The organism is Kitasatospora sp. NBC_00039 (assembly GCF_045160625.1).
In the GTDB taxonomy this organism is placed as follows: Bacteria; Actinomycetota; Actinomycetes; order Streptomycetales; family Streptomycetaceae; genus Kitasatospora.
Window position 1 is genome coordinate 689,544 of sequence record NZ_CP108289.1, and the last position, 26,116, is coordinate 715,659.

Here is a 26,116-nt window from a genome sequence, read left to right on the forward strand (position 1 = left end):
ATCGTCAGATGCCGTTGGCCTTGCGGATGTTGTCCATGGCGTGCTTCCAGGCGGTGTCGGGCGCGGTGCCGGTCCGCTCGACCTCGCCGAGGGCGTCGGTGAACGCCTTGCCGATCACGCCGTCGTCCACACCGAGCACCTGGGCGGGCATGCCGGCCGCCGACTCACTGAAGATCCGGCCGATCGGCGCGTTGCTGAAGTACGGGTCGGCGACGCCCTTGATCGCGGCCTGTGCGCCGGTGGAGGACGGGAAGGAGCCCTGCTTGGTGAACAGGGTGGTCTGCTGCTCCTTGGCGGTCAGCCACTTGATCAGCTCGGCGGCCTCCTTCGGGTGCTTGGCCGCCCTCGGCACCATCAGGTAGGAGCCGCCCCAGTTCCCCGTCCGGCCTGGTCCGGGGGCGACGTCCCAGGTGCCCGAACCGGCCTCCCCCGCCTGGCCCTTGATGTAGCCGAGCATCCAGGCTGGGCAGCTGAGGGTGGCGAACTTGCCGGTGCTGAAGGCCTTGTTCCACTCCGGGGTCCACTGCGGCAGCTTCGCCGAGAGGCCGTCCGCAACCAGTCGGCCGGCGTCGGCCCAGGCGGTTTTCACGGCCTGGCTGGTCTCGAAGACCGGCTTGCCGCTCTCATCGGCGTAGCGGACCTTCTGCTGGCCGACCTCGGCGGTGAACATGCCGGCCGCGCTGTCGGTCCAGACATTGCCGGGCGCGGCCTTGGCGACGTACTCCCTGCCGAGGTCGAGGTAGCCCTGCCAGGTCGACCAGCGGGCGGCCAGTTCGGTGCGGTCGGTGGGCAGGCCGGCGGCCTTGAACAGGTCGGTGCGGTAGCAGATCGCCTCCGGCCCGATGTCGGTGCCGGCGCCGAGCACCCGGCCGTCGGCGGTCTTCACCGCGGCACCCTTCCACGGCACCAGTTCGTCGTTGACCGCACCGAGGCCGAGGGTCTTCAGGTCGGTGAACTTGTCGGCCTGCTTCTGCAGCACGCTGGCCACCCGGCCGACCTCCAGACCCTGGATGTCGGCGAGGCCGCCGCCGCCCGCCAGCTTGGTCTGCAGGGCCTGCCAGTACTGGCCCTCGTCCTGGGTGTCGGTCTGCTTGACGGTGATGCCGGGGTGCAGCTTCATGTACTCCTCGTAGAGGCCGCTCTCCTTGAAGCCGAAGGTGCCGAAGAGGTCGACGGTGATGGTCACCTTGCCGTCGGCGGCGGTGTCGGAGGAGCCGGCGGAGCTGTTGCACGAGGTGAGCAGGAGGATGGCGGCGAGGGCGGTGCTGCCGAGGGCGGCGGCGGAGCGGCGCATGAGGTCTCCCTGGCGGGGCGGGCGGGCTTCGGGGGCGGGCGATGCGGGCGGGCCGACCGAGATCGGCGGCCGAGGCGGTGCGAGCGGTGCTTGCGGTGCAAGAGAGCAGTGCGCGGGCTCGGTGCGAGAGCGCTTGGTGAGTGCGTGGCGCGATGGGTGCGAGCGCGGCGCGGTGGGTGAGAGCGCTTTCTGAGAGCGCTCTCAAGCGCTGAGAGGAGAGTGCCGCGCGGTGGGCGCACCGGTCAAGGGGTCGAAACCCGAACGTAATCTCGGAGTTACCGCCAACGGGCGTTCAGGAAGTGAAGGCGGCGGCGCAGAAGGCAGCACCCGAAAGGCGCTACTCGGGAGCCGGAAGGCGCCTCTCGGGAGCCGGAGGGCGCTACTCGGGAGGAGGTGCCACTCAGGCCGAGGCGCGCCGGACCAGCCTGGTCGGGGTGATCACCGAGGCCGGACCCCCCGGGCGCGGTCCAACCGCCGGCCACGGTGCCGGCCCCGCGGGCGCGCCGGTGGCCGGGCCGGCCTCGGCGAGCCGGCGCAGCAGCAGGCGGGCCATCAGCCGGCCCATCTCCTCGATGTCCTGGCGCACCGTGGTGAGCGGGGGCTCGGTCCAGGCGGCGATCGACTCGACGTCGTCGAAGCCGACCACGGCGACGTCCTCCGGCACCCGCCGCCCCGCGTCGCGCAGCACCCGCAGCGCGCCCGAGGCCATCGCGTCGGAGGCGGCGAACACCGCGTCCAGGTCGGGCCGGCGGCCCAGCAGTTCGGCCATCGCGCGGCCGCCGCCGTCGGGGGTGAAGTCCGCCTCGGCGATCAGCGCCGGGTCACCGTCGGGCAGCACGTCCCGGTAGCCGTCCAGGCGGTCCATGGCGGAGGTCTGGTCGAGCGGGCCGGTGATGGTGGCGATGGCACCGCGCCCGAGCGCACGCAGGTGGCCGACGGCCAGCCGGGCGCCGCCGCGGTTGTCGCTGTCCACGTAGACCAGCTCGCGGTCGGACTCGGCGCCCGGCCAGCCCGGGCGGCCGCCCACCACGAAGGGCAGCCCGACCTTGCGCGCCATCTCGGGCAGCGGGTCGGGCTGGTGCAGCGAGAACAGCAGAGCGCCGTCCACGTGGCCGCCGGCCAGGTAGCGGCCCACCCGCTCGTAGTCGTGCTGGTCCTCGACCATCATCAGCACCATCTGGTTGTCGGCCGCGGAGAGTTCACGGCCGATTCCGCGCAGCTGCTGGGCGAAGAACGGGTCGGAGAAGAGCCGGCTGCCGGGCTCGGCCACCACCACGGCCACCGCGTGGTTGCGCCGGGTCACCAGCGTGCGGGCGGCCAGGTTGGGGAGGTAGCCGAGCTCCTCGACGGCCCGCCGGACCTTCTCCCGCAGCGCCTCCCGGACCCCCGCTCCCCCGTTCACCACCCGCGACGCCGTGGCCCGGGAGACCCCGGCCCGCTCGGCGACCGACTCCAGTGTCGGTCGCGGCGCGGCCGCGTCGGCCTCGGCCGTGGGACGCGGCGTCTGCTCCGGCACCGTGGGCTCCTCTCGCACGCGGACGCTTCGTCCCAGAGCCTAGCGGGTCGCGGCCGCACGGTTGAGAGCGCTCCCATGCGGCCCTCCCACGGGCGCTCGCATGAGCGCTGCCGTGCCCGTTGCCGCCGCACCCGCGCACGCCGCGGCGGCGGCAGACGGTGACCGTCTGCCGCCGCGCGGCGCCCCGCGTCAGGTGGTGCTGAACGTGAACCAGTTGACGTTGACGAAGTCGGCCGGCTGGCCGCTGGTGAACGTCAGGTAGACGTCGTGCTTGCCGGTGACGGCGCTGATGTTGGCCGGCACGGTGGTCCAGCTCTGCCAGCCGCCGGTGTTGGCGACGGCGAACGAGCCGACCGGAGCACTGGCCGGGCTGTCCAGCCGGACCTCCACCAGCCCGCTGACGCCGCCGGCCGCCCCCGAGGCCACCCTCGCCTTGAACTGCCGGGCCGCGGTGGCACCGAAGTCGACACCCCGGTAGAGCGCCCAGTCGCCGTTGGCCAGGGCGGCGAGGTTCTGGCCGCCGCCGCTGTCGGTGGTGGTCTCCAGCTCCGTTCCCGACTGGCCGCTGTAGGCCTCGGCCTGGATGGTGCCGTACGCGCTGCCCGTGCCGCCGGGCGGCGCGGTGGGCGGCGGCGTCGTCGGGGGCTGGGTGGTCGGCGGCGGCGTGGTCGGCGGCGTCGTGCCCCCTCCCCCGGAGCTGTAGACCGCGACGTAGTCGACCAGCATCGGCACGCCGGACGCCGTCCCCGCCGTCGGCGTCTTGTACCCGGCCACCGGGTCCGGGAACGCGCCGCCCATCGCGACGTTCAGAAGGATGAAGTGCCCGTGAGCGGTGGCCGCGTTCCAGGTGGCGGCGTCCATCTGCGCCGAGGTGACGGAGTGGTACTGCACACCGTCCACGTACCAGCGCAGCTGCTGCGGGCTGACACTCCGGTCCCACTCCAGCGCGTACGTGTGGAAGTTGCCCTGGCAGGCGGAGCCCGGGCAGGCGTGCACGGCACCGAGGCCGGTGGTCTCGTTGCACGGGCCGCCGGGGTTTCCGCCGCAGTGCAGGGTGCCCCAGACCTGGTTGACGCCGTTGACGTTCTCCATCAGGTCGAACTCGCCGATGGTCGGCCAGTTCCAGTAGTTGCCGCGGTACGGCGCGCCCAGCGTCCAGAAGGCCGGCCAGTAGCCGGCGGCGGCCGGGCCGGTCACGTTCGGCATCTGGATCCGGGACTCGATCCGCAGCTTGCCCCCGGCCGGCGGTTCGAAGTCGCTGCGCCGGGTCTCGATCCGGCCGGAGGTCCAGTTGCCGTTGGCATCCCGGATCGGGGTGATGCGCAGGTTCCCGGCGCCGTCCTGGCGGAGGTTGGCGGTGTCGGAGGTGTAGGTCTGGACCTCGCCGGTGCCCCAGTTGGCGGCGCCGCCGGGGTAGCTCGTCCCGGTGTCGACGATCCAGTCGGCCCCGGCGGGAAGGGTGTTGGCGGCGCCGCCGAAGTCGTCGCTCCAGACGGTGGTCCAGCCGGCCGGGGCGGGCGGGACGGCGGCCGTGGCGGTGGAGCCGAGGAGCGCGGCGCAGAGCGCGGTGGCGGCGCCGGCCGCCGTCAGGACGGTGGCCAGCGCCCGGCGCGGACGCCGGCGGCGGGTGACGGTGGTTCTGGGAACGGTACGTGCGGACACGGTGGTGCACCTCCGTGGATGGGCGGACGTGGGATCGGTGCAGGGTTCGGGTGGTACGGCGGAGCCGGCCGCGGGCGGTACGGCGGAGCCGCGTGCGGGCGGAACGGCGGGCGAAAAGGCACCTCCCGCCCGCCGGCTCGGGTTCACCAGCCGATGCCGAGGGTCAGGCCGGTGGGCGGGTTGGCGTTGCCGAGGATCTGCACGGACGACTGGTCGTTGATGTCGTCGTACGGGAAGGCGTAGGAGCGGCCGTTGAGGCTGACGCCGTGCAGGTAGGCCGCGTAGTCGTTCCCGGCCACGCCGCTGTGGTAGTAGGCCGAGGGCCGGTACCAGTCCGCCGGGGTGAGCGCGACCCCGCGGTGGAAGGCCGCGCACAGCTCTGCGCCGAGCTGCTTCTCGGTGTCGTTGCCGCTGGCCAGCGCGCCTGCGCAGGCCATCACGTCCGGCGAGGTGGGCTTGGCCAGGTGGAACGGCCCGGCGCCGTTCTTGGTGAAGGCCAGGGTGTCGCCGGCGACCCGCCCGGTGAAGGTCTCACCGAGCCGGGTGAGGGTGAACTGGCCCGCCGTGTAGGTGGACCAGAACCGGTCGATCACCGGCTGGAGGTAAGCCTGCTGCGCACCGCCGGCCAGGAACAGGTCCGACGAGCGCGGCGCGACGATCCGGTACGTGCCCTGAAGGGGGCGGAAGGCGGGCCCGACGGCCGCGGCGTAGCCGGCCATCACCTCGGCGCGGGTCCGGGTGATCCCGGCGGTGGTGTCGTAGCCGCTGGACGCCTGCTGGAGCCGGGCGGTCAGCGGGAAGCCGAAGCCGTCGACCTGGGTGGTGTTGCCGCCGAACGCGACCTCGCCGTTGACGTAGGTGTACTCGTACCAGTCGTAGTAGACGTCGTTGTTGGGGTCGGCCGCGTTGCGTGGGTCCGGCCCGCCCCAGCCCTGGTCGTCGGGCGAGACGGGGATGAACAGGGGCGAGCCGAGCGAGATGTAGATCCGGCCGCCGCGGATCGAGGCCGGTGAGGGGACGGTGCGCGCCCGGTCGAGGGCGAAGGACATGTTCGGGTAGGCGACGCCGTTCTTGGTCAGGTGGCCGGGGGCCATGGCGTCGCGGTGGTCGATGTGCGCCGTCGTGCCGTCGGGCCGCAGGTAGGACCACTGGCCGGGGGTGACCATGCCGAGGACGGTCACGTAGATCTGGGAGTCGGCGTAGGCGCCCCGCGTGTTGTTCGCGAACGTGAGCGGGAAGGTGCCGGGCCCGCCGCCCCCGCCCGGGGTCCCCGGCTCCGACGAGCCGACGGTGAAGGCGAAGTGCGGGGTGTCGTAGAGCGGGCCGGACTTCTCGTAGGTGAACCAGTACTCCAGCGTGGAGCCGGCGGCCAGCCCGTCGGCGGTCTTCTGCCAGCTGCCCGCGCTCTGGGTCATCCGGAAGTCCTGCTGGCCGCCGGTGCTCGGCCGGTAGTGGACGTCGACGAGGCCGGTGGGGGTGGCCGGAGTGAAGGTGAACCGGACCGAGCCGGGGCCGGCGGTGGCCGCCGACTGGGTGTAGTCGGTGGCCGCCCGCGCGCCCGCCGCCGTCCAGAGGCCGGTGAGCAGGAGGGCGAGCACCGTGAGCACGGCCATCGGCAGGCCGCGTCGCGGCCGGCGGTGCTGGGCCGGGCGGTGCTGCCACGGTCGGTGCTGGGCCTCCCGATGGTGGTCCGGGCGACGGATGGCCGGGCTGTCGAGGCCCGGGCTGTCGAGGCCCGGGCGGTGGCCGGCGGGCCCCGGCACGGGGGCGGGGGCGGGGGCGGGTGCCGTCATGGGGAGGCCTTCCCTCGGCGCAGTGGGGCGCGGCGGACGAGAGGGGAATGAAGGAGAGCGCGCCTGAGAGCGCTCTCACACAGTCGACACACTGTCCCGCCTTGGCCCGCCACGGTCAAGAGGTGAAGCAACGAACTTCTGCCCCAGTCACGTGAGTTCACCTCTTGAATCGATCGCGTTCGCCACGCTCCTGGACATGTGTCTATGATTGCTGGACAACAGTCCAGAAAGGGGCCCGTCGTGGTCATCGTGGCGAACACACTCGTGGCCCTGGTGGCCGCACTGCACGGATACATCCTGGTGCTGGAGATGTTCCTCTGGGAGCGCGCGCCCGGCCGGGGACTCTCCGGCTTCGACGCACCGATGGCCAAGGCCACCGCCCCGCTGGCCGCCAACCAGGGCCTCTACAACGGCTTCCTGGCCGCCGGCCTGGTCTGGGGCCTGGTCGCCGACGACCCGACCGGCTTCCGCGTCCAGGTGTTCTTCCTCTCCTGCGTTGTCGTGGCGGGTCTCTACGGCGCGGCGACCGCCAACCGCCGGATCCTCTTCGCCCAGGCCCTGCCCGGCACCCTCGCTCTCGCCGCCGTCCTGGCCGCCCGATGAGCGACGCACGGGCCGACCGCACCCGGGCCCGCCTCCGTGCCGCACTGCTCGCCGAGTGCGCCGAACGCCCGCTGGCAGAGGTGAGCGTGGCCGCCGTGGTCCGGCGGGCGGCCGTGGGGCGGGCCACCTTCTACCTCCACTACGAGGACCTCCAGGCCCTCGCCGTGGACGCCTGCGCCGAGGTCGTCCGGGACGCCGTCGATGCGCTGCACGCGTGGCGCGGCACCCCCGACCCCGCCGCCCCTCCACCCGCCCTGACCGCTTTCCTCACCGACGTGGACCGGCTCGCGGCGGTCTACCGCTCCCTGCTCCGGCCCGGCGGCACCGGCCCGCTGGGCGACCTCCTCCACCGCGAGCTCCGCGAACGCAGCCGCACCGAGCGGCAGCTGGCCGGAGCCCCGCACCCCGACCTGGTCGCCACCGCGGTGGCCGCCACCTTCACCGCCCTGCTCGCCGACTGGCTCCACGACCTGGTGCCGGCCACCCCGGCCGAACTCGCCGCCCACAGCTGGCGCCTGCTGATCTCCCTCCACCGCACACCGTTCGCCTGAGCGACGGCGAGCCACCCGCCCCGCCCGGGCCGGCCGGGGCCGGGAGTGGGGCCACGGCCAGCCACCGCAGCCCCACCACTTGCCTGATATCTTCGGAAATGCCGCAATTGTCCTGTGGCACTCACCCGTGCCACCTGCCCCCCGAGGAGCCAGGAATGACCGGTGAAGCCGAGCCCATCAGCACTGTCGCCCGCGAGGCACTCGAACGCGAGCTCGCCGCATTGCGCACCGACCGCGAAAAGGTCGCCGACACCCTGCGGGGCGGCGAGGAGGTGGGCGACCGGGCGGACCAGGCCGACGAGTTGCAGCGCGCCACGGAAGTCGACCGGCTGGACGCCCGCATCGCCGAGATCAACGGCCGCCTGCGCCAGGCCGCCGTGGCGGGCCCTCCGAGTACCGATGCGGTCGGCGTGGGCAGCACCGTGACGGTGCGGTTCGCGGACGGCACGGAGATCACCCTGCAGATCGGCCAGGTCGCCGGGGCACTGGACCGGACACTGGTCACCACCGACAGCCCGCTCGGCCGCGCCCTGATCGGCCGCCGCGCCGGCGACACCGTCAGCTACGAGGCGCCCGGGGGGCGGACGACGGCCGTCGTGCTCTCCCTCGGCGGCGGGGACGACGGGTAACGACGGCCGGAAACGGGCGACTCGGGAGGCGGGCGACTCGGGAGGCGGGCGGACTCGGGATGACGGGCGACAGGTCGGCGCCTGCGGTTCGGGCAGCCCGTCTGCCCACAACCTGTCAGCCCATCAGCCCGTCAGCCCGACGATTCCGGCCACCAGGTTGATGGTGGTGGCCAGGATGCTGGCACCGAACACGTAGGACAGCAGGCAGTGCCGGAGGATCACCGCCCGAAGCTCCGAGCTGGAGACGCCGGTGTCGGAAACCTGGTAGGTCATCCCGAGGTTGTAGCTGAAGTACAGGAAGTCGCTGTACCGGGGCGGGTCGTCGGTGTTGAAGTCGACCCCGCCCTCCGGCGGCAGGTAGTAGAGGTACGCGTAGCGGGTGGCGTACATCAGGTGAAGCGCCGCCCAGGCCATGAACACGCCGCAGAGCGCCGTCGCCGCGGCGGCCCGGCTCACGTCCGTCTTGCCGACCAGGAGCAGCACCACGATCCCGACCAGTCCGCACAGGGCGGCCGCGACGACGGCGAGTTCCTCGACGACGGGGCGGAACTCCTCACGCCCGACGTTGTGATGGGTGCTGGTGGGGTTCATCGGCCACAGGACGAGCCACCCGGCCACCACGAAGACCGTCTCCGCCACCGCGATGCCGGCGAGGATTCCCAGCGGCAGGTTGGTCGGCACACCGACGGCCGCGCCGGCAGCAGCTCCGAGGACCGCCGAGCCGGCGAGCCGGGGAACGGCGGAGAGCACCAGCCGGTGGGTCATGGGAGCCTCGGGACGCAGAGCCATCGAAGCGGACGGAAGCGAACGGGGACGGACGGGGAGCGGGCAACGTCAGCGTATCCGCACGTGAACCCGGGTGCAGCCCGGCAGGCCGAGGACGCCTGTCGCGGCAGGCCACCGAGGCTCCGGGGGCAAATGGCGCGCCCGGATCAGCGGGCACGCCTGCCCGCACGTGCGCACGCCACCCGGGCCGCACGGAGCCGGCCGTCGGGCGGACATGATGGGGGTGACACCCCATCACCGGACCCGACCCGCATCGAGGACAGATGACCGACGCCTCCGCTTCCTTCCGGCTCCACCCCGGATCGCCCGGCTCCCCCGTGATCCTGCACGTCCCGCACTCCTCCCGCGCGATACCCGCCGACGTCCGCGCCGGGATCGTGCCGGACGACGAGGCGCTCGCGCTGGAACTGGACCACATCACCGACGCGCACACGGCGGAGATCGCCGCCGCTGCGGCAGCGGCGGCGCGCGTCACTCCCTGGCGGTTCGTCAACCGGCTGTCCCGCCTCGTCATCGACCCCGAGCGCTTCCCCGACGAGCGCGAGGAGATGCTGGCCGCCGGCATGGGGGCGGTCTACACCCGGACCACGCACCGCGAGGAGCTCCGCCCGGCCGGCTTCGACGGGCAGCCGCTGCTGGAGCGCTATTTCCACCCGTACGCGGAGGCGGTGACGGCCGCGGTCGCGGACCGCCTCGAAGCGGTCGGGCGCGCGGTGGTCATCGACGTCCACTCGTACCCGACGAAGGCCCTGCCGTACGAGCTGCACGGCGACGGGCCCCGGCCGCCCATCTGCCTCGGCACGGACCCCTTCCACACGCCCGCAGCGCTGCTCGACGCGGCGCAGCAGGCGTTCGCCGGCCTCGGCGGCACCGGCCTCGACAGCCCGTTCGCGGGCACGTACGTGCCCCTGCGGTACTACGGGAAGGCCGCCGACGTCAGCGCGCTCATGGTGGAGATCCGCCGCGACCTCTACATGGACGAGCCCGGCGGCCCGGCGGGCTCGGGGCTCGGCGCACTGGCGGGCGCGCTGGCCGCTCTCGTCGACCGGGTGTCCGCCTGACGGTCCTCCGGGGGCGGTGGGGGCCCGCTGGGGGCCTCCGACCGGGGGCCGGCGGCCTACTGGAGGCTCCAGCGGTGCGGGTGGCCCGGGTCGGTGGGGCAGGCGAAGACGTTGAGCTCGCCCCAGCTGCCCACGGTCACCTCGGTGGGTGTCGCGTGCGGGTGCGGGGGCAGGTCGTGTTGCTCCAGGGGTTTCCAGCTACTTCGCCGAGCAGTTGGCCTGGATGCAGCACTTGGCGGACGCGGACGAGATCCCTGAGCCGTGGCGGTCGAAGGACATCCGCATCCGCGAGTACAGCTGACCTACGGCAAGCGCTGCACAGGTGTCAGGGGCCGCCTCGCCGGCAGCAGCCGGCGAGGCCCGGGCAGCCGTCAGGCGTGCTCCTCACCCGCCTCCGCGTGGAGGTCTCGGCGGTCAGCTCGCCGGCGCCGGGGGTGCCGCGGGGGACGGTCTGCCCGGTCTGCGGGTCGACGATCTTGACCTGGAGGTGCGGCCCGACCCGGCCGACGGTGGAGACGCGGCGCTCCAGTGGGTCCTCGACGCGGGTCTGGGTTGAGACCGGGGAGGTCTCGGTCATGCCGTAGCAGATCGACACGTCGCGCATTCCCATCCGTTCGACGACCTGCTTCATGACCTCGGTCGGGCAGGGCGATCCCGCCATGATGCCGGTCCGCAGGCTGGACAGGTCGTGGTCGGCGAAGGCCGGGTCGTTGAGCTCGGCAATGAACATGGTGGGGACGCCGTAGAGCGAGGTGCAACGCTCGGCGGCCACCGCGCGCAGGGTTGCGGCTGGATCGAACGCCGGGGCGGGGATCACCACGCAGGCACCGTGCGAGAGGGCGGCAAGGTTGCCCATGACCATGCCGAATGACAATGGAACACCTAGGCAACAGTTTGTTCGTCCAGCTTATAGGGCGGAGGACGGTGGACTTGGCCGGACGGTGGAGCGGGTTAGGGCAGTCTAACGACGGCCTACGGCCTGGCGTTACGGTCCGTAGCAGCAGTTCGCGAATTCATCCGAGTTTCAGCGTGCGCCTCAGACGCGAAGTCTGCCACGCACCCCCGACCAGACAGGCCGCCGAAACCGCCCCTAGACGATAGGCATGGGCGACTTGTGGTTCGAGCAGAAGAAATGCAAGTTAAAGTACGCCATCGCCGTACGGGATGGGGCTGGATTGCATCAGGTTTTTGACATTCGTCGCAGCGAGGACGGTGACGTCTACTGGAATTTCCTTGCACGCCCCTGCTTCATGTCTCATACCAGCTACCACCAATCTGGCCAGACCCATCACAAAAGCCTTCGCCAGAGAATGTTCCCGACGAGGCAGAAGCAACAACCAGACGCGACGTTCCAAGGTACCGAGACGGTACTCACCAGCTCGATCAGGGCAGGGGACGCCAGAGCCATTAATCAGCCATGCAACCCCGGTGAGTTCACGGCAGTAATGGAGATAGCCGAGTCTTCACTTGAGGGCGACGAATTTGGCTGCCAATTCTCCCTAGAGATCACGGAGCCTGGCGTTCAATCCTTCTATTCCACGTGGGCCAATTCCGAAGTAATTCAGCAGCGTCGCTCTGAAGAACACAGTCCGCACCTTGTATTTACGCTTTACAAAGCGCACGAGAATCGCGCCCACAGCACAGAGCCCCCGGAATGACACCGCCAAGCGTCTCCGGGGGCTCTGCTCTGCCCTGCCCTCTCCCCCAGACCTGCGCGCCGGCGCGAGGGGGAGGCGTTCAGGGGCCCAGCCGTCCTCCGTGGGGGACGTGGGAACGGCCGGGCCGGCTCGGGCTACTCCGGGTCGGGGTCAACGAGGAACATGCGCGCTACGGGCTGTTCCGCTTCCCCTTCGGCATCCTCGACCGCCTGGTGGTACGTCCTGACGAGATCCGCGTACTGCGGGTCGGTCCAGCTGTCCATGAGGTCTCCCTTCCCGCAGCAGCGTACGGACTGCCCGGAGCGTGGCCGACTGTTACGCCGGAACAGCCTTGCTGGGCTTCGGCTTCGGCTTCTTCTCGATCTTGATCGGCCCGCAGTTGGAGCTCGGGGTGTGCCAGACGATCGACCGGACCCCGACCTCGTTCTCCTCCGGGCCGGCCCACAGCGCACGGTCCGGGGCCACCCCGGCCGCCTCCATGGTGGCGAGCGTCAGGGCGATGCTCTCGGCGTCGTACGCCGTCTCCTCCGGCGTCTCCGGGTAGTGGTGGATAAAGCCACCCAGCTTCTCGCAGAGCTGCCCATACGTCTCCGTGTGCAGGATCAGGGCGTGCCAGCCCTCGTCCACCACGGGCGACGGCGCGAGCGGGAGGTCCCGGTTCCGCGAGACTGTGACGAGGTAGGCCAAGGCTTCCCCGACGATCTGCCCGGCAAGGTTCATCTCCATACCGGGGTTGTTGCCGACGACGGTCAGGGCAACACGGCGGAACTCGTCCCGCGTGAGCAACGTCATCGTCGGGGCGTCCGGCTTCGCCGGGATCATCGGCCCGGATCCGGGCGGAGCCGGCGGTGTGGGCGGCGTCGGAGTGGTCATACTGGTGTCTCCTCACACTGCGGGGTTCCCGACGTCGGCGACGCCGGGGCCGTTCGGTGTTGCGGAACCCGCTCCGGCCGGCTGCCTGCCAGGGATTGACGGTCGGGGCGGGAATCTGTGCGGACCCAAGAGGGCAGGTCCTGTGCCTACCGGGGCACAGGAGGTGAGAGGCCGTCCCGCGCTCGGCGCTGGTCAGCTCATAGGCCGCCGATGCCAAAGACGGCCGCGGAGTACGGGTGCATCAGCGGAGCTTCAGGTGGTTGGCTTCGCGAACCCGGGCCAGCAGTTCCGCTCGCCGCTGACGCTGCTCCGACGTCAACGGGATCTCGCTGAACTCCTCCGGCGTCAGAACCGGGCGGGGAGCTGACGGGCGCTTCGGCGGCCACCGGTGCTCCCTCAGCCACTCGAACGGGTTGACCGGCACTGCCAGTTCATCGCCCGGCACATCCGACGGGTACGGTGCAGGGCCGCCCAGGAAGTGCGTCCACGGGGCCGGGTGCCGCTCCTCAGCGCTGCCCATGTACTGCCTCCAGAGCCACGCACTCCCCGTCGTCCACGTGCTGTGCACGGGCCTTGGCGAGGTTGCGCCGGATCGTGGGGTACTCATCCGCCGAGTACTGCTCCTCGGCGCCGGCGAAGAACGCGCATTCGGGACACTCATGGGCGGCCGGCGCGGGAGCGTCGGGCGTTTGCGGGGCAGTCCTACGAAGCGCCACCCAGCACCCCCTGCCACGCGTGCGAGGGGCACCCGCACCCATCCGGGGGCGCGTACTTGCAGGGGTTCGGGGGCGGTTGGGCTTCCTCCGCGTGGACCGCATCGCCACCCAGCTGCCTACGTACCGTCATCGCCGCTCCTTACCCCGCGTTCAGGTGTTGTCTGGACCTGCCGTCTCCCGCTGGAAAGCCAGCCCGCCGGGAGTTGAGCTGGCCGCCTACTCAGCATCGGATGCCTGACGACCTGGCAGTATGCGCAAAGACGCCAAAAGCATTGACGCCATCCGTCAATATGAGCGCCGTGACGACGTCAATCCAGCGCGTAGACCGTGGGTCACGCCGGCAAGCGGAGCAAGCAGCCCGAACAATTCGGCTCGGGGGCATCCGTGATGGCCTACCGCCCAGCGAGATCGTGATGCGGATCCTGACGGCCCTTCCCAACGTGCACCTTCTGGAGGCGCACCGATGGGCACAGGGGTGGAGTCGATCAGAGTTGTCGGCCCACATCGACCGCGTCTACGAGGACGACGGACTTCATCCTCCGCACGTCTCGGACGCTGAGCTGTGCCGCTGGGAGCACGGCCAGCGTCGTCCGTCCGATGAGCGCGTTGACTACCTTTGCCGCGTCTATGGCACGCGGCCCGACCGGTTGGGGTTTGGGCATGACTACAGTGGTGCCATGCTGGGACACCTCGAACAGGCCGGCCTGTCCGGCGCCTTCCCGCTGACCAACGCTGACTCCAAAGCCGATCTGATCGATCGTCTGCGCGGTGCGCGTGAACGCATCGTCATGTTCGGCCTTACCAGGAACTTCTACGGCAACGACGAGATGCTGCCGCTGTTCACCTCCAAGTCCAAAGAGGTTCCCATTCGGATCTTCATCATGGATCCACACTGCGCCTCCCGTAGAGACCGGTACCGGCTGGAGCCGGCCGAGGCAGCGATGGAGGATCCGAATCGCTACGTGCGAGAGGTGCTGAACCCTCTCGTCCAGGCCGTCGCCCGCGAGGGCACCGACCTGAAGGTCTACCTCTACGACTTCCCGTGCAGCTTCGCGATCGAGCAGATCGACGACACCATGCGCGTCATGCTGTACGGCCACGGGAAACGCGGGACCGACGGACCGATCCTGGTCTTCGACAAGGGCGAGGGCGACGGCACGCCGTACTGGCAGTACTTCGCCGAGCAGTTGGCCTGGATGCAGCGCTTGGCGGACGCGGACGAGATCCCTGAGCCGTGGCGGTCGAAGGACATCCGCATCCGCGAGTACAGCTGACCTGCGGCAAGCGCTGCACAGGTGTCAGGGGCCGCCTCGCCGGCAGCAGCCGGCGAGGCCCGGGCAGCCGTCAGGCGTGCTCCTCACCCGCCTCCGTGCGGAGGCCCAGGAGGGCGGCGGCCCGGTCGCGCATCTCGACCTTGCGGACCTTGCCGGTGACGGTCATCGGGAACTCGTCCACCAGGTGGACGTAGCGCGGGATCTTGTAGTGGGCGATGCGTCCGGTGCAGTAGGCGCGCAGGGTCTCGGGGGTCAGCTCGTCGGCGCCGGGGCGCAGCCGGATCCAGGCCATCAGCTCCTCGCCGTACTTGGCGTCGGGGACCCCGATGACCTGGGCGTCGAGGACGTCGGGGTGGGTGTGGAGGAACTCCTCGATCTCGCGGGGGTAGATGTTCTCGCCGCCGCGGATGACCATGTCCTTGATCCGGCCGGTGATGGTGAGGTAGCCCTCCTCGTCCATCACGGCGAGGTCGCCGGTGTGCATCCAGCCGTCGGCGTCGACCACCTCGGCCGTGCGGTCGGGCTGGTTCCAGTAGCCGAGCATGACCGAGTAGCCGCGGGTGCAGAGTTCGCCGGGGGTGCCGCGGGGGACGGTCTGCCCGGTCTGCGGGTCGACGATCTTGACCTGGAGGTGCGGCCCGACCCGGCCGACGGTGGAGACGCGGCGCTCCAGTGGGTCCTCGACGCGGGTCTGGGTTGAGACCGGGGAGGTCTCGGTCATGCCGTAGCAGATCGACACGTCGCGCATTCCCATCCGTTCGACGACCTGCTTCATGACCTCGGTCGGGCAGGGCGATCCCGCCATGATGCCGGTCCGCAGGCTGGACAGGTCGTGGTCGGCGAAGGCCGGGTCGTTGAGCTCGGCAATGAACATGGTGGGGACGCCGTAGAGCGAGGTGCAACGCTCGGCGGCCACCGCGCGCAGGGTTGCGGCTGGATCGAACGCCGGGGCGGGGATCACCACGCAGGCACCGTGCGAGAGGGCCGCGAGGTTGCCCATGACCATGCCGAAGCAGTGGTAGAAGGGCACCGGTACGCAGATCCGGTCGTGTTCGGAGTAGCCGCACAGCTCGCCGACGAAGAAGCCGTTGTTGAGGATGTTGCGGTGGGAGAGCGTCGCGCCCTTGGGGAAGCCGGTGGTGCCCGAGGTGTACTGGATGTTGATCGGGTCGTCCGGACCGAGTGCGGCGCCCGTGCTCCCGGGCCGGTCGGTGTCCCCGGCGGCGAGCAGGTCGCTCCACCCGGTCGAACCGATCAGCAGGACGTCCTTCAGCTCCGGACACCGCGGCCCGGCCTCGGCGAGCATCGCCGCGTAGTCGGAGGTCTTGAACGAGGGCGCGGCGACGACCGTCCGGATGCCCGACTGCGTTAGTACGTACTCGAGTTCGTGCGTGCGGTAGCCGGGATTGACGGTCACCAGGATCGCGCCGATCCGGGCGGTGGCGTACTGGACGAAGACCCACTCCGCGCAGTTCGGGGCCCAGATCCCGACCCGGTCGCCCCGGCCGACGCCGAGGGCCAGCAGGCCGCCCGCGACCCGGTCCACCTCGGCGGACAGCTCGCGGTACGTCCAGCGACGGCCCGTGGGCAGGTCGACCAGGGCCTCGCGACCGGGGAAGGCGCGGACGGCACGGTCGAGGGCCGCGCCGATGGTGTCGTCCAGCAGGGGTGTGGCCGAGGCGCCGGCGTCGATGCTGGGAGGCGGGGTGGGCATGCGGGGGCTCCTCGGCTCGTCCGGACAGCTGGCGACCGAGTCTATGCAGCGCCGCGCCTGACGTCAGTCACCCCGGTGGACTGGAACCATGACGCCACGTCACCCCAATGTCGAAGGAGGATCCATGGCAGGTCAGTTCGAGGCCGTGATCGAGGTCGAGCGGCCCATCGCGGAGGTGTTCGCCTTCCTCGCGGACGGCCGGAACGACCCCAGGTTCAGCCCGCGCGTGCTGGAGATCAGCAAGACGCCGGACGGTCCGACCACCGTCGGCACCGTGTTCAGCAGCACGGTCAAGGACGCGGGGATGAAGACCCGGCGGCAGATCCGGATCACCGCACTGGACGCGCCGACCACGCTCCGCTGGACCGAGGTCTCCAAGAACCTCGTCACCTCCGACGTCGGGGGCTACGACCTGGCGCCGCTCACGGAGACCACGACCCGGGTGCGGATCTTCAACAAGCTGGAGGGCCACGGCCTGGGCAAGCTGCTGGTGGGCCTGGCCCTGAGCGCGGCCCGCAAGGACGCACCCGCGTTCGGGCGGCGCATCAAGGCGGCGGTCGAGGCCTCCTGAGCGCCGGTACCGGCTGAGGCGGGAGGGCGTGGCCGGGCACGACGGCGGGCGCCCGGGCTGGTCGGCAGAGGGCGGGGCCGCGCGTGCGGCACCCGCCCTCCGGCGTGGGCCGCCGGCCCCGGGTGGATCCCGGCCGGCCGGTGGCCGTGGCCGGGATCCACCGGAATCCCGGTGCGGACGGTGTGCCTCTTCGGGCAGAGATGGGTGGAGATGATCCGAAATCTGACCAGCAGAAACGATCAATCGGGTACATTCGCGGCTGACTGATGATCAGTCACCGGGGGCGCGGAGCCGGAGCAGGTCGTCGCGCCCTCGGAGCCGTTCCCGCACCCTGGACAGGACCCTTGATGCCGAACCCGCAGCCCGCCGTGACCCGGCGCACCGTCGTCGGGGCGATTGGCGCCACTGCCGCCGCCCTCGCCGTCGCTCCTGCCGCCGCGGCCGCCACGTCCACCGCTCCGGCCGCGCCCGCCGCGCCCGCCACCGGACGGGGCGCGCGGACCGTCAGCGCCCCGGCCACCCGGGCGCAGTCCGCGGCGGGCAGCGAGGCCACGAGCGTGCGGGCCGGGTTCCCGATCCGGTACGTCGGCGTCAGCTGGGACGGCCCCCGGCGCGGCGCCGCGATCCGCCTCCACCAGGACGGCGCGGTACCCGGCGCCTGGCAGCCGCTGCCCGCCGGCTGCGCGGGTGGGCCGGACGGCCCCGAGGGCCCGGGCCGTCCGGGAGACACCGGTACCGCCACCGCGCTGGTCGCCGCCGGCGGCGCGCCCGGCTACGACCTGCGTCTGCCCGACGGTGCCGGCAACGTCCGCACCGCCGCCATCGACACCGTGCACGGCCCGGTCCGCCGCCTGGCCGTCTCCCCCACCTCGCCGGTCACCCTCGCCGGCGCCGAGTACCTCTCCCGGGCGGCCTGGGGCGCCGACGAGTCCAAGCGCTTCAAGAACGGCGTGGAGAACTCCCCCGCGAAGTACTACCCGCTCCAGACCCTGACGGTCCACCACACCGACACCCCGAACGCCGACCCCGACCCGGCGGCGACCGTGCGCGCGATATACGAGTACCACGCAATCACCAACGACTGGGGCGACATCGGCTACCACTTCCTGATCGACGAGGCCGGGCGGATCTACGAGGGCCGCTGGTCCGGCGACGACGGTGCCCCGGCCGAGGACGGCGCCGGCAACGTGGTCACCGCCTTCCACACCGCCGGCTTCAACTCCGGCAACCTCGGCATCGCCCTGCTCGGCACCCTGAGCACCCAGGACCCCACCCCGCAGGCCCGCCGCTCCCTGACGGCCCTGCTCGCCCTCGTCACCGGCACGCACCACCTCGACCCGCAGGCCCACGTCACCTTCGTCAACCCGGTCAACGGCGTGACGAAGCCGGTCGAGATGATCAGCGGCCACCGCGACTGGCTCGCCACCGACTGCCCCGGCGGCTCCATGTACGCGAGCCTGCCCGCCCTGCGCGCCGAGGTCGCCGCGCTGGCCACCGCCGCGCGCTGACCGCGGGGGCCGCCGCTCGTCCTTCCCCGAGCGACGAGCGGCGGCTCTCCGGCCCGCCCGGGCGGCGGCTGTCCTACGCTGGCTGCATGCCCGTACATCGAGGACCCGAAGGGCCGGCCGCCCGTGAGCGCGTGCCGCAGGCCGACGGGCTGGACGAGCTCCGGCGGCTGCTGGCGGGGCGGGGCGTCGCCGTCCTGAGCGGCGCGGGGCTGTCGACGGAGTCGGGCATCCCCGACTACCGGGGTGCCACCGGCCTGCTTCGTCGGCACACGCCGATGACGTACCAGGAGTTCGTGGGGAGCAACGCGAGCCGGTGCCGGTACTGGGCCCGCAGTCACGCCGGGTGGCGGGCGATCGCCGAGGCGCGGCCGAACGCCGGGCACCGGGCGGTCGAGCGGCTGCGCCGGGCCGGCCAGGTGTCGGCGGTGATCACCCAGAACGTCGACGGGCTGCACCGCGCGGCCGGCACCGTCGACGCCGTCGAACTGCACGGCGGACTCGACCGGGTCGTCTGCCTCGGCTGCGGGCGCGGCAGCACCCGCGAGGAGCTCGACCGTCGCCTGCACGCCCTCAACGGCGCCGCCGCGGGCGCGGACGCCCGGGTGAACCCGGACGGGGACGTGGAGCTGCCCGACGCGGCGGCCGCGTCCTTCCGCGTCGCGCCCTGCACGGCGTGCGGCGGCATCCTCAAGCCCGACGTCGTCTTCTTCGGCGAGAACGTGCCCGGGCCACGGGTCCGGCACTGCTACGACCTGGTCGACGACGCCCGCGCGCTGCTCGTCCTCGGCTCCTCCCTGACCGTCCTGTCGGGCCTGCGCTTCGTGCGGCACGCCGCCGCCACCGGCAAGCCCGTCGCGATCGTCAACCAGGGCGGGACGCGTGGGGACGCGTACGCGGAGGTGACGCTCTCCCTGCCACTCGGCGCGACGTTGACGGCGCTGGCGGAGCAGTTCGACGGCGGGCCTTCCGCCGGCGGCTGACGACGTACGATCCCGGTGGGCACCGCCTCGAAGGCGCTCCCCGGTACGCGCCGGGCCGCTGCGCCCGTGGGTTGCGTATCCTCTGTAGCTGTTTGGTTCTGGTGTTTTCGGTGTGGTGGTGAGGGGAGCGGGGCTGTGGCGGATACCGGACTTCTGGCCCATCAGCGGCAGGCGCTGATCGCCGAGATCGTGCGCCGCAGCGGTGCGGTGCGGGTCGCGGATCTGGTCGAGCAGTTGGGCGTCTCCGACATGACCGTCCGCCGGGACCTGGACGCGCTGGAGCGTTCGGGCACGGTGAAGAAGGTGCACGGTGGTGCCGTGCTCGGGTCGGAGACGGCGATGGCCGAGCCCGGGTTCGAGGTGAAGTCCGGCCTCGAGTCCGCGGCGAAGGCGGCGGTGGCGGACTCGGCGGCGGCCCTGGTCGAACCGGGCAGCGTGATCGCGATCTCGGCGGGGACGACGGCGTTCGCGGTCGCGGCGAGGCTGCTGCGGGTGCCGCGGCTCACCGTCGTCACCAACTCGCTGCCCGTCGCCGACCTGATCCGGTCGGCCGGGGAGCAGCACGATCCGGATGCGCCGTCGCTGCTGCTGACCGGGGGCTCCCCGACGCCGTCCGCGGCGCTGGTCGGACCGCTCGCGGACCAGTCGATCCGGGCGCTCCACGTCGACCTGCTGATCCTGGGTGCCCACGGGGTGTCCGAGAAGGCCGGTCTGACGACGCCGAACCTCGCCGAGTCGCAGACCAACCGGGCGCTGATCGCCTCCGCCCGGCGCGTCGCGGTGGTGGCCGACCACAGCAAGTGGGGCGTCGTCGGCCTCAGCGGGTTCGCGGCGCTGGAGGACATCGACGTGTTCGTCACCGACTCCGGGTTGGGCGAGCACGCCCGGGGCGTCCTGGCGGAGGCGGTCGGCGAACTGGTGGTCGCCGAGGTGCCCGCGACCTGAGCACGACGCCTCGGCGACCAGCGCCGCCCGGTGCGGCCCTACCCGGGCGGGCCCGCGGCGCGGTCGCGGGGGCGCGGTCCCCGTTGCGCGCTGCCGGACGACCGCGGCGGCCGCCGGCAGCGCGCCCCTGACGACGTTCCGCCGGGTCGGCGCCGGGCCGCAGCACCGGGTGCACGCCCGGCCCGTACGGGGCGGGCGGCCGCCGGTGACGGCCGGTCAGCTGCAGGTGACCCCGGCGCTCTTCCAGGTCGCGGCGTCGACCATGGTGGTCTTGGCGAATGCCTCGGCGGGCATGTCCTTGCCGTTCTTGAGCTTGTCGTACATGGTCTGGACGGCGAGCGCGCCGACGTCCCGGCCGTTGATGAACAGCGCGGCCTTCATACCGGAGGGCTGGGTGCCGCTCCAGTCCTTGCAGGCGAGGTAGGCGCCGAGGCCGACGCCGGCCACGTTGTCGGCGCTCACGCCGGCGTTGCGCAGGGCGGTGACGCCGCCCTGGACGTTCTCGTCGTTGCAGCCCCAGACGATCCAGTGCTTGACGCCGGCGTTGGCGGTGACGGTCGCGGCGACCCTGTCCTGGGCGCCGGTGGGGGTGTTGTCGGTGGCGACGTCGATGGTCTGCACCTGGGCGGCGGCGGTGCTGAACGCCTCCTTGGCGGCCTTCACGCGGTCGCCGCAGACGGTGACGTCCTGCTTCCAGGCGGAGATGATCCGGGTGTCGGCCGGGCTCCAGCCGGCCTTCTTGTACTCCTGGGCGGCGCGCCTGCCGACCTCGGTGCCCATCTGCTGGCCGGAGAAGCCGATCCGGGCGACCAGGTCGCTCTTGGCGCAGGCGGCGGGGTCCGGGCCGGTGGCGCAGACCTGGTCGTCCGAGGTGAGGAGCGCGACCTTGGCGTCCCGGGCGGTCTGCACGACCTGCGGCCCCACGGCCGGATCCGGGACGACGATGATCACCCCGTTGGTCTTCTGCGCGATGGCCGCCTGCACCTCGCTGACCGTCTTGTTGGCGTCGCTGCCCAGGTTCACCACCTTCAGGTCGACGCCGAGCTCCGCGGCCTTCGCCTTCGCTCCGGCCGCCTCCCCGACGAAGTACTCCTGGTCGCCCTGCTTCTGCAGGTAGGTGATCGAGATCTTCCCGCTCACCGTGGCCACGGAGGCGTCGCCCGACTTCACGGACTCCTGACCGGTGGAACAGGCGGTCGTGGTCAGGCCGAGGGCGAGCAGGAGGCCGGCGGTGGTGGCGGCACGGCCGGCGGTGCTTCGGATCATGGGGGAAACGCTCCTTTGTGCCGGTGCGGGACCGGTACCGACACGGGTGGGGATCGAGGGTGCGCCGAACAGGCCCGGGATCGAGCACCTGTTCAATAAGCGATCAGAACTGAACGAATTTCAACGCGATGTGAAATATCACATGCTGCACTGAGCTGGCGTCAAGCAGGTTGTCACGCCGAGATCAACCTGTGACATGCCACGGCACGTGGCGGAGCCCTCCGTGCCACTCGGGTCGAGCGGCCGTCACCGGCGGCTCTGTGCAAGGCACTTGAGCCCGGCGTGTCCGTGTGTCTATGCTGCGTTGCTTTCTGTTGGGACTTCAAACAGAAATCAACGGCAGTGGACTGCCGACCCCCACCCCCCACCCGCGCACTCTGGAGCGCCCATGCGGATACCCCTGCCCCGCTCACTGCCCCGTGCCCTGGTCGCGCTGTCACTCGCGGCCACCGGGCTCGGCACCGTCGTCCTCGGTGCGGCCGCCCCCGCGGCCGCCCTGGACAACGGACTCGCCCTCACCCCGCCGATGGGCTGGAACTCCTGGAACACCCTCGGCACCGGAGTGACCCAGGAACAGGTCGTCCAGACCATCGACTTCATGTCCGCCAACGGGCTGGTCCAGGCCGGCTACGACACCGTCACCATCGACGACGGCTGGTCGCTCGGCCACCGCGACGGCCAGACCACCGACCTGGTCAAGAACTCCTACGGCGCGATGCAGCTCTACGACGCCAACCGCAACCCCACCAGCGGCACCGACGGCTCCGGGTTCGACCTGACCTCCGGCCACCTCGTCCCCGACGCGGCGCGCTTCCCCGCGCACACCGTCAACGGGCAGTCCCTGAACGGGATCCAGTACCTGTCCTGGTATGCCCACAGCAAGGGCATGAAGTTCGGCCTCTACGCCACGGACACCTACACCACCTGCCAGGGCCGCCCCGGCAGCCTGGGCCACGAGTCCACCGACGCCGCCGACTTCGTCGCCTGGGGCGTGGACTTCGTCAAGTACGACGACTGCCCGTACGGCCCCCAGATCATCGGCCCCGACGGCCACAACTACTGGACACAGGGCGAGGGGAGGGAGCTGACCCGGTCCATCTACGCCCGGGTTCGCGACTTCCAGCGGGCGCTCGACTCCGCCTCCCAGTCCCAGGGGCGCCCGCGGGTGGCACTGAGCGTCTCCGCGCAGCCGGTGCACACCGGCGTGCCCTACCTCCTGGCCTCCGACGACCCCGCCCGCACCGACCCGGTGGTGGTCGCGGCCGGCACTCCCGCGAACGAGGCACCGGGCTACGCCCCGACCGGCGTGTGGTGCGGGCAGGTGGCCAACCTCTGCCGGATCGGCGGCGACCGCGGCCCGGACCTGGAGGGCGTGCTCTACAACGGGCAGCTGCAGACGGCCCTGAAGTACCCCGGCAACGCCCGGCCGGGCAGCTGGAATGACATGGACATGATGTTCGCCGGCTGGCAGAACCCCTACGGCGTGTACGGCCAGACCGACACTTGCCCCTGCCACAAGCCCATGTCCCTGACCGAGTCGCGCAGCGAGATGTCGGTCCTCGCCATGATGGCCTCCCCGCTCATCTCCGGCGCGGACCTGCGCACCGCCGCCAACTCCCAGCACACCCGGGACGGCCTCACCTGGTCCACCGGCATCACCGCCGACCAGCTGGCCGTCTACAAGAACACCGACGTCATCGCGATCGACCAGGACCGGCTGGCCAAGCCCGCCACCCTGGTCGGCGCCCCGCCCAACAGCAGCACGGCACCGGTCGTCCTCAAGCGCCAACTCGCCAACGGTGACACCGCTGTCCTGCTGATCAACCAGGACCCGGCCGGCTACCGGACCGTCTCCACCAGCCTGGCCGACCTCGGTCTGACCGGGCCCGGCTACTCGGCCAAGGACCTCTGGACCGGCGCCACCGGCAACGTGACCGGCAGCCTCAGCGCCCAGGTGGAGCCGCACGGCGTCACCCTGTACCGCCTCAAGGCGCTGCCGGGCACCGTCCCGGCGACGGTGATCGGCGACGGCCGGTACCACGGCATCAGCGCCGGCGGCACCGGCGGCCAGGCGCTGGAGGTCCAGGGCACGTGCAGCGCCCCCGACGGCTCCCCCGTCGACATCAACACCTGGTGGAGCTCCCACACTTCGGAGCAGTGGAACTTCGCCGCGAACGCCGACGGCACGGTTCGCATCACCGACAACTGCTACACGGGCACGCAGATCCACGGCACGCTCACCGGCCCGGGCACGCCCGGCCAGCCCGCCCGGGTCCAGAACGCCTACGACCCCGGCAACCCCGCCCAGAAGTGGCGCGTCGTCCAGAACACCGCGACCGGAGCGCTGACCGTCACCAACGTCGCGACCGGTCTGGTCCTGGCCGCCCCGCAGGCCGCCGCGACCTCCCCGGTGGTCCTCAGTCCGTCCGACGGATCGGCGGCGGGGCAGTCCTGGAGCCTGCTCTCCTGATGCTCCCCACCCCCTGCTCCCCCGGCTCCGGCGTCTCGCCGGGGCCGGGGGTCCCATCCAACACACCTTCTCTGGAGGACCTTTGCGCTCCCCCAGCACCTCGCAGTCCCGCCGTTCCGCGCCCTCCCGCCGCATCGCGTCGGCACTGACGGCCCTGACTCTGCTCACCGGTGGCGGCGCCCTCGCCGTCGGACTCCAACTCGCCACCGCGCCACCGGCGCTGGCAGCGGACAACGGGCTCGCCCTCACGCCGCAGATGGGCTTCAACAACTGGAACTCCACCCAGTGTGGTGCCCAGTTCAACGAAGCGATGATCAAGGGTATCGCCGACCTCTTCGTCAGCAAGGGCCTCAAGGCCGCCGGCTACCAGTACGTCAACCTGGACGACTGCTGGGCGCTGCCGCAGCGCAACGCCGCGGGCGACCTCGTCCCCGACCCGGTCCGCTTCCCGAACGGCATCAAGGCGCTCGCCGACTACGTCCACGCCAAGGGCCTCAAGTTCGGCATCTACTCCAGCGCGGGCGACCACACCTGCGACGTCAAGGGCTTCCCCGGCGGCCTCAACCACGAGCGGCAGGACGCCAGGCTCTGGGCCTCCTGGGGCGTGGACTACCTGAAGTACGACAACTGCCACAACCTGGGCATCGACGCCCAGACCCGCTACAAGGCGATGGGCGACGCGCTGAAGGCGACCGGACGCCCGATCCTCTACAGCATCTGCGAGTGGGGCAGCACCGGCCCGTGGAACTGGGCACCGTCGGTCGGCAACTCCTGGCGCACCACCGGCGACATCAGCGACACCTGGCAGAGCATGATCTCCATCGCCCAGGCCAACCAGGGCCTGGCCGGCTACGCCAAGGCCGGGGCCTTCAACGACCCCGACATGCTGGAGGTCGGCAACGGCGGGATGACCGCGACCGAGTACCGGACCCACTTCAGCCTCTGGGCCGAGATGGCCGCACCCCTGATGATCGGCACCGACCTGCGCAGCGCCGAGCCGGAGACCTTCGAGATCCTGACCAACACCGACGTGATCGCGGTGGACCAGGACCCGCTGGGCCGGCAGGGCTCCGTGGTCTCCAGTGAACAGGGCCTCGTGGTGATGTCCAAGCCGCTGGCGGACGGCGGCCGGGCGGTCACCCTGACCAACGAGGGCTCCTACGACGCCACCATCACGGCCACCGCTCAGACCCTCGGCATCGGCGGGGCGGACTCCTACAAGGTCAAGGACCTGTGGTCGAAGAAGACCACCACCGGCAACGGGACCGTCAGCGCCACCGTCCCGGGGCACGGCACGGCGATGTTCCGGGTCACCCCGGGCTCGCCCGTCCCCCCGCCGACCGGGGTGACCCAGCTCAGCGACCTCCCGTTCGGCGCGGCCGCCAACCACTGGGGCCCGGTCGAGCGGGACCGCAGCAACGGTGATCACCAGCCGGGTGACGGGCACACCCTCAGCATCCGCGGCACCACCTACGCCAAGGGCCTGGGCGTGCACGCCCCCAGTGACGTCAGCTTCCACCTCGGCGGCGCCTGCCGGAACCTGGCCACCGACGTGGGGCTCGACGACGAGACCTACGGCAACGGCTCGGTGGTGTTCCAGGTCTTCAAGGACGGGGCCAAGGTCGCCGACAGCGGCACCGTCACCGGCAAGGACCAGCCCAAACACCTCACCGCCGACCTGACCGGCGCCACCACCGTCCGCCTGGTGGTCACCGACGCCGGCGACGGCACCAGCTACGACCACGCCGACTGGGCGGGCGCGCACATCGCCTGCGGCAGCGGCCCGGCCGCCGGCACCCACCAGCTCTCCAGCCTCCCCTGGTCCTCGGCCGGAAACAGCTGGGGCCCGGTCGAGAGGGACATGAGCAACGGCGACAACCAGGCCCGGGACGGACGGACCATCACCATCGCGGGCACCACGTACGCCAAGGGCCTGGGCGTCAACGCGCTCAGCGAGGTGGTCTACTACCTCGGCGGCTCCTGCACCTCCCTCACCACCGACGTGGGCGTGGACGCCGAGGCGAACGGCCGCGGCAGCGTCACCTTCGAGATCTACAAGGACGCCGCCAAGGTCGCCGACAGCGGCCTGATGCTCGCGGCGTCCGCGGCCAAGCACCTCACCGCCGACCTCACGGGCGCCGACGAGCTGCACCTCGTGGTCACCGACGGCGGCGACGGCACCAACAGCGACCACGCCGACTGGGCGAACCCCGTTCTCACCTGCTGACCTTCACCTCGGCCCGAAG

The 26,116-nt window shown here is 71.6% G+C and carries 22 protein-coding genes and 1 pseudogene; 12 read left to right on the forward strand and 11 right to left on the reverse strand.

The window, feature by feature from the left end; translation table 11 throughout:
- Positions 1-4 precede the first annotated feature (4 nt).
- From OG286_RS03435 to OG286_RS03450, 4 genes are all read right to left on the reverse strand, one after another.
- Entirely contained in the window at positions 5-1,294 is a 1,290-nt protein-coding gene (locus tag OG286_RS03435; RefSeq protein ID WP_396324917.1) for an extracellular solute-binding protein, read from the reverse strand.
- A 400-nt stretch (positions 1,295-1,694) separates the two neighbouring features.
- A complete protein-coding gene (locus tag OG286_RS03440) occupies positions 1,695-2,810 on the reverse strand; it encodes a LacI family DNA-binding transcriptional regulator (protein ID WP_396324916.1) in 1,116 nt (371 codons plus the stop codon).
- A 189-nt stretch (positions 2,811-2,999) separates the two neighbouring features.
- Positions 3,000-4,472: a glycoside hydrolase family 16 protein gene (locus tag OG286_RS03445; RefSeq protein ID WP_396324915.1), complete on the reverse strand. Its 1,473-nt coding sequence runs from the start codon at positions 4,470-4,472 to the stop codon at positions 3,000-3,002.
- Positions 4,473-4,615: 143 nt separating this feature from the next.
- Entirely contained in the window at positions 4,616-6,265 is a 1,650-nt protein-coding gene (locus OG286_RS03450; RefSeq protein ID WP_396324914.1) for a glycoside hydrolase family 64 protein, read from the reverse strand.
- 240 nt (positions 6,266-6,505) lie between these two features.
- Here OG286_RS03450 and OG286_RS03455 point away from each other — a divergent pair, with 240 nt between their 5' ends.
- From OG286_RS03455 to OG286_RS03465, 3 genes are all read left to right on the forward strand, one after another.
- Positions 6,506-6,868: a DUF1304 domain-containing protein gene (locus OG286_RS03455; protein WP_396324913.1), complete on the forward strand. Its 363-nt coding sequence runs from the start codon at positions 6,506-6,508 to the stop codon at positions 6,866-6,868.
- On the forward strand, positions 6,865-7,419 hold the full coding sequence (locus OG286_RS03460; RefSeq protein ID WP_396324912.1) for a TetR family transcriptional regulator: 555 nt from the start codon (positions 6,865-6,867) through the stop codon (positions 7,417-7,419). The genes OG286_RS03455 and OG286_RS03460 overlap by 4 nt, the downstream gene beginning before the upstream one ends.
- A 155-nt stretch (positions 7,420-7,574) precedes the next feature.
- Positions 7,575-8,048 (forward strand): GreA/GreB family elongation factor, encoded by a 474-nt coding sequence (locus OG286_RS03465; RefSeq protein ID WP_396324911.1) that lies wholly within the window; start codon positions 7,575-7,577, stop codon positions 8,046-8,048.
- 123 nt (positions 8,049-8,171) lie between these two features.
- Here the strand turns inward: OG286_RS03465 and OG286_RS03470 are convergent, their stop codons facing one another.
- Positions 8,172-8,837, reverse strand: a complete 666-nt coding sequence (locus OG286_RS03470; protein ID WP_405363201.1) for a DUF1345 domain-containing protein — start codon at positions 8,835-8,837, stop codon at positions 8,172-8,174.
- A gap of 260 nt (positions 8,838-9,097) precedes the next feature.
- Here OG286_RS03470 and OG286_RS03475 point away from each other — a divergent pair, with 260 nt between their 5' ends.
- Positions 9,098-9,895 (forward strand): N-formylglutamate amidohydrolase, encoded by a 798-nt coding sequence (locus tag OG286_RS03475; protein ID WP_396324909.1) that lies wholly within the window; start codon positions 9,098-9,100, stop codon positions 9,893-9,895.
- Between the two features lie 415 nt (positions 9,896-10,310).
- Here the strand turns inward: OG286_RS03475 and OG286_RS03480 are convergent.
- Positions 10,311-10,766: pseudogene (locus OG286_RS03480) on the reverse strand (AMP-binding protein); the annotation flags it as partial.
- Positions 10,767-10,998: 232 nt separating this feature from the next.
- Between OG286_RS03480 and OG286_RS03485 the strand changes: the two are divergent.
- Complete coding sequence (locus tag OG286_RS03485) at positions 10,999-11,553, forward strand: hypothetical protein (RefSeq protein ID WP_405364715.1); 555 nt, start codon at positions 10,999-11,001, stop codon at positions 11,551-11,553.
- A gap of 134 nt (positions 11,554-11,687) precedes the next feature.
- Here the strand turns inward: OG286_RS03485 and OG286_RS03490 are convergent, their stop codons facing one another.
- The 3 genes from OG286_RS03490 to OG286_RS03500 all read right to left on the reverse strand — a co-directional run bounded on the left by OG286_RS03490 (position 11,688) and on the right by OG286_RS03500 (position 12,946).
- On the reverse strand, positions 11,688-11,816 hold the full coding sequence (locus tag OG286_RS03490) for a hypothetical protein (RefSeq protein ID WP_396324907.1): 129 nt from the start codon (positions 11,814-11,816) through the stop codon (positions 11,688-11,690).
- Positions 11,817-11,868: 52 nt separating this feature from the next.
- Positions 11,869-12,426: a glycine-rich domain-containing protein gene (locus OG286_RS03495; RefSeq protein ID WP_405363198.1), complete on the reverse strand. Its 558-nt coding sequence runs from the start codon at positions 12,424-12,426 to the stop codon at positions 11,869-11,871.
- Positions 12,427-12,667: 241 nt separating this feature from the next.
- Positions 12,668-12,946 (reverse strand): hypothetical protein, encoded by a 279-nt coding sequence (locus tag OG286_RS03500; protein ID WP_396324905.1) that lies wholly within the window; start codon positions 12,944-12,946, stop codon positions 12,668-12,670.
- 426 nt (positions 12,947-13,372) lie between these two features.
- Here OG286_RS03500 and OG286_RS03505 point away from each other — a divergent pair, with 426 nt between their 5' ends.
- On the forward strand, positions 13,373-14,416 hold the full coding sequence (locus OG286_RS03505) for a helix-turn-helix domain-containing protein (protein WP_396324904.1): 1,044 nt from the start codon (positions 13,373-13,375) through the stop codon (positions 14,414-14,416).
- 70 nt (positions 14,417-14,486) lie between these two features.
- Here OG286_RS03505 and OG286_RS03510 read toward each other — a convergent pair whose 3' ends face one another.
- Positions 14,487-16,130 (reverse strand): AMP-binding protein, encoded by a 1,644-nt coding sequence (locus OG286_RS03510; protein ID WP_396324903.1) that lies wholly within the window; start codon positions 16,128-16,130, stop codon positions 14,487-14,489.
- Between the two features lie 124 nt (positions 16,131-16,254).
- Between OG286_RS03510 and OG286_RS03515 the strand changes: the two genes are divergently transcribed.
- The 4 genes from OG286_RS03515 (at position 16,255) to OG286_RS03530 (ending at position 20,134) form a co-directional block, all read left to right on the forward strand.
- Entirely contained in the window at positions 16,255-16,701 is a 447-nt protein-coding gene (locus OG286_RS03515; RefSeq protein ID WP_405363195.1) for an SRPBCC family protein, read from the forward strand.
- A gap of 347 nt (positions 16,702-17,048) precedes the next feature.
- Entirely contained in the window at positions 17,049-18,209 is a 1,161-nt protein-coding gene (locus tag OG286_RS03520; protein ID WP_405364717.1) for an N-acetylmuramoyl-L-alanine amidase, read from the forward strand.
- Between the two features lie 86 nt (positions 18,210-18,295).
- Positions 18,296-19,189 carry an NAD-dependent protein deacetylase gene (locus tag OG286_RS03525; protein ID WP_405364719.1) on the forward strand — a complete coding sequence of 298 codons (894 nt, stop codon included), beginning with the start codon at positions 18,296-18,298 and terminating at the stop codon, positions 19,187-19,189.
- A 135-nt stretch (positions 19,190-19,324) separates the two neighbouring features.
- Entirely contained in the window at positions 19,325-20,134 is an 810-nt protein-coding gene (locus tag OG286_RS03530; protein WP_396324899.1) for a DeoR/GlpR family DNA-binding transcription regulator, read from the forward strand.
- Positions 20,135-20,350: 216 nt separating this feature from the next.
- Here the strand turns inward: OG286_RS03530 and OG286_RS03535 are convergent, their stop codons facing one another.
- Positions 20,351-21,400: a substrate-binding domain-containing protein gene (locus OG286_RS03535; RefSeq protein ID WP_405364721.1), complete on the reverse strand. Its 1,050-nt coding sequence runs from the start codon at positions 21,398-21,400 to the stop codon at positions 20,351-20,353.
- Positions 21,401-21,788: 388 nt separating this feature from the next.
- Here OG286_RS03535 and OG286_RS03540 point away from each other — a divergent pair, with 388 nt between their 5' ends.
- Both OG286_RS03540 and OG286_RS03545 read left to right on the forward strand, forming a co-directional pair.
- Complete coding sequence (locus tag OG286_RS03540; protein ID WP_405363187.1) at positions 21,789-23,870, forward strand: alpha-galactosidase; 2,082 nt, start codon at positions 21,789-21,791, stop codon at positions 23,868-23,870.
- Positions 23,871-23,952: 82 nt separating this feature from the next.
- Positions 23,953-26,097, forward strand: a complete 2,145-nt coding sequence (locus OG286_RS03545; RefSeq protein WP_405364723.1) for an NPCBM/NEW2 domain-containing protein — start codon at positions 23,953-23,955, stop codon at positions 26,095-26,097.
- The last annotated feature ends 19 nt before the right edge of the window (positions 26,098-26,116 follow it).

Coding starts and splice junctions, on each gene's coding strand:
- OG286_RS03435 (WP_396324917.1), bottom strand. CDS start 1,294: ATGCGCCGCTCCGCCGCCGCCCTCGGCAGCACCGCCCTCGCCGCCATC.
- OG286_RS03450 (WP_396324914.1), bottom strand. CDS start 6,265: ATGACGGCACCCGCCCCCGCCCCCGCCCCCGTGCCGGGGCCCGCCGGC.
- OG286_RS03460 (WP_396324912.1), top strand. CDS start 6,865: ATGAGCGACGCACGGGCCGACCGCACCCGGGCCCGCCTCCGTGCCGCA.
- OG286_RS03465 (WP_396324911.1), top strand. CDS start 7,575: ATGACCGGTGAAGCCGAGCCCATCAGCACTGTCGCCCGCGAGGCACTC.
- OG286_RS03470 (WP_405363201.1), bottom strand. CDS start 8,837: ATGGCTCTGCGTCCCGAGGCTCCCATGACCCACCGGCTGGTGCTCTCC.
- OG286_RS03475 (WP_396324909.1), top strand. CDS start 9,098: ATGACCGACGCCTCCGCTTCCTTCCGGCTCCACCCCGGATCGCCCGGC.
- OG286_RS03485 (WP_405364715.1), top strand. CDS start 10,999: ATGGGCGACTTGTGGTTCGAGCAGAAGAAATGCAAGTTAAAGTACGCC.
- OG286_RS03490 (WP_396324907.1), bottom strand. CDS start 11,816: ATGGACAGCTGGACCGACCCGCAGTACGCGGATCTCGTCAGGACGTAC.
- OG286_RS03495 (WP_405363198.1), bottom strand. CDS start 12,426: ATGACCACTCCGACGCCGCCCACACCGCCGGCTCCGCCCGGATCCGGG.
- OG286_RS03500 (WP_396324905.1), bottom strand. CDS start 12,946: ATGGGCAGCGCTGAGGAGCGGCACCCGGCCCCGTGGACGCACTTCCTG.
- OG286_RS03505 (WP_396324904.1), top strand. CDS start 13,373: ATGCCTGACGACCTGGCAGTATGCGCAAAGACGCCAAAAGCATTGACG.
- OG286_RS03510 (WP_396324903.1), bottom strand. CDS start 16,130: ATGCCCACCCCGCCTCCCAGCATCGACGCCGGCGCCTCGGCCACACCC.
- OG286_RS03515 (WP_405363195.1), top strand. CDS start 16,255: ATGGCAGGTCAGTTCGAGGCCGTGATCGAGGTCGAGCGGCCCATCGCG.
- OG286_RS03520 (WP_405364717.1), top strand. CDS start 17,049: ATGCCGAACCCGCAGCCCGCCGTGACCCGGCGCACCGTCGTCGGGGCG.
- OG286_RS03525 (WP_405364719.1), top strand. CDS start 18,296: ATGCCCGTACATCGAGGACCCGAAGGGCCGGCCGCCCGTGAGCGCGTG.
- OG286_RS03535 (WP_405364721.1), bottom strand. CDS start 21,400: ATGATCCGAAGCACCGCCGGCCGTGCCGCCACCACCGCCGGCCTCCTG.
- OG286_RS03540 (WP_405363187.1), top strand. CDS start 21,789: ATGCGGATACCCCTGCCCCGCTCACTGCCCCGTGCCCTGGTCGCGCTG.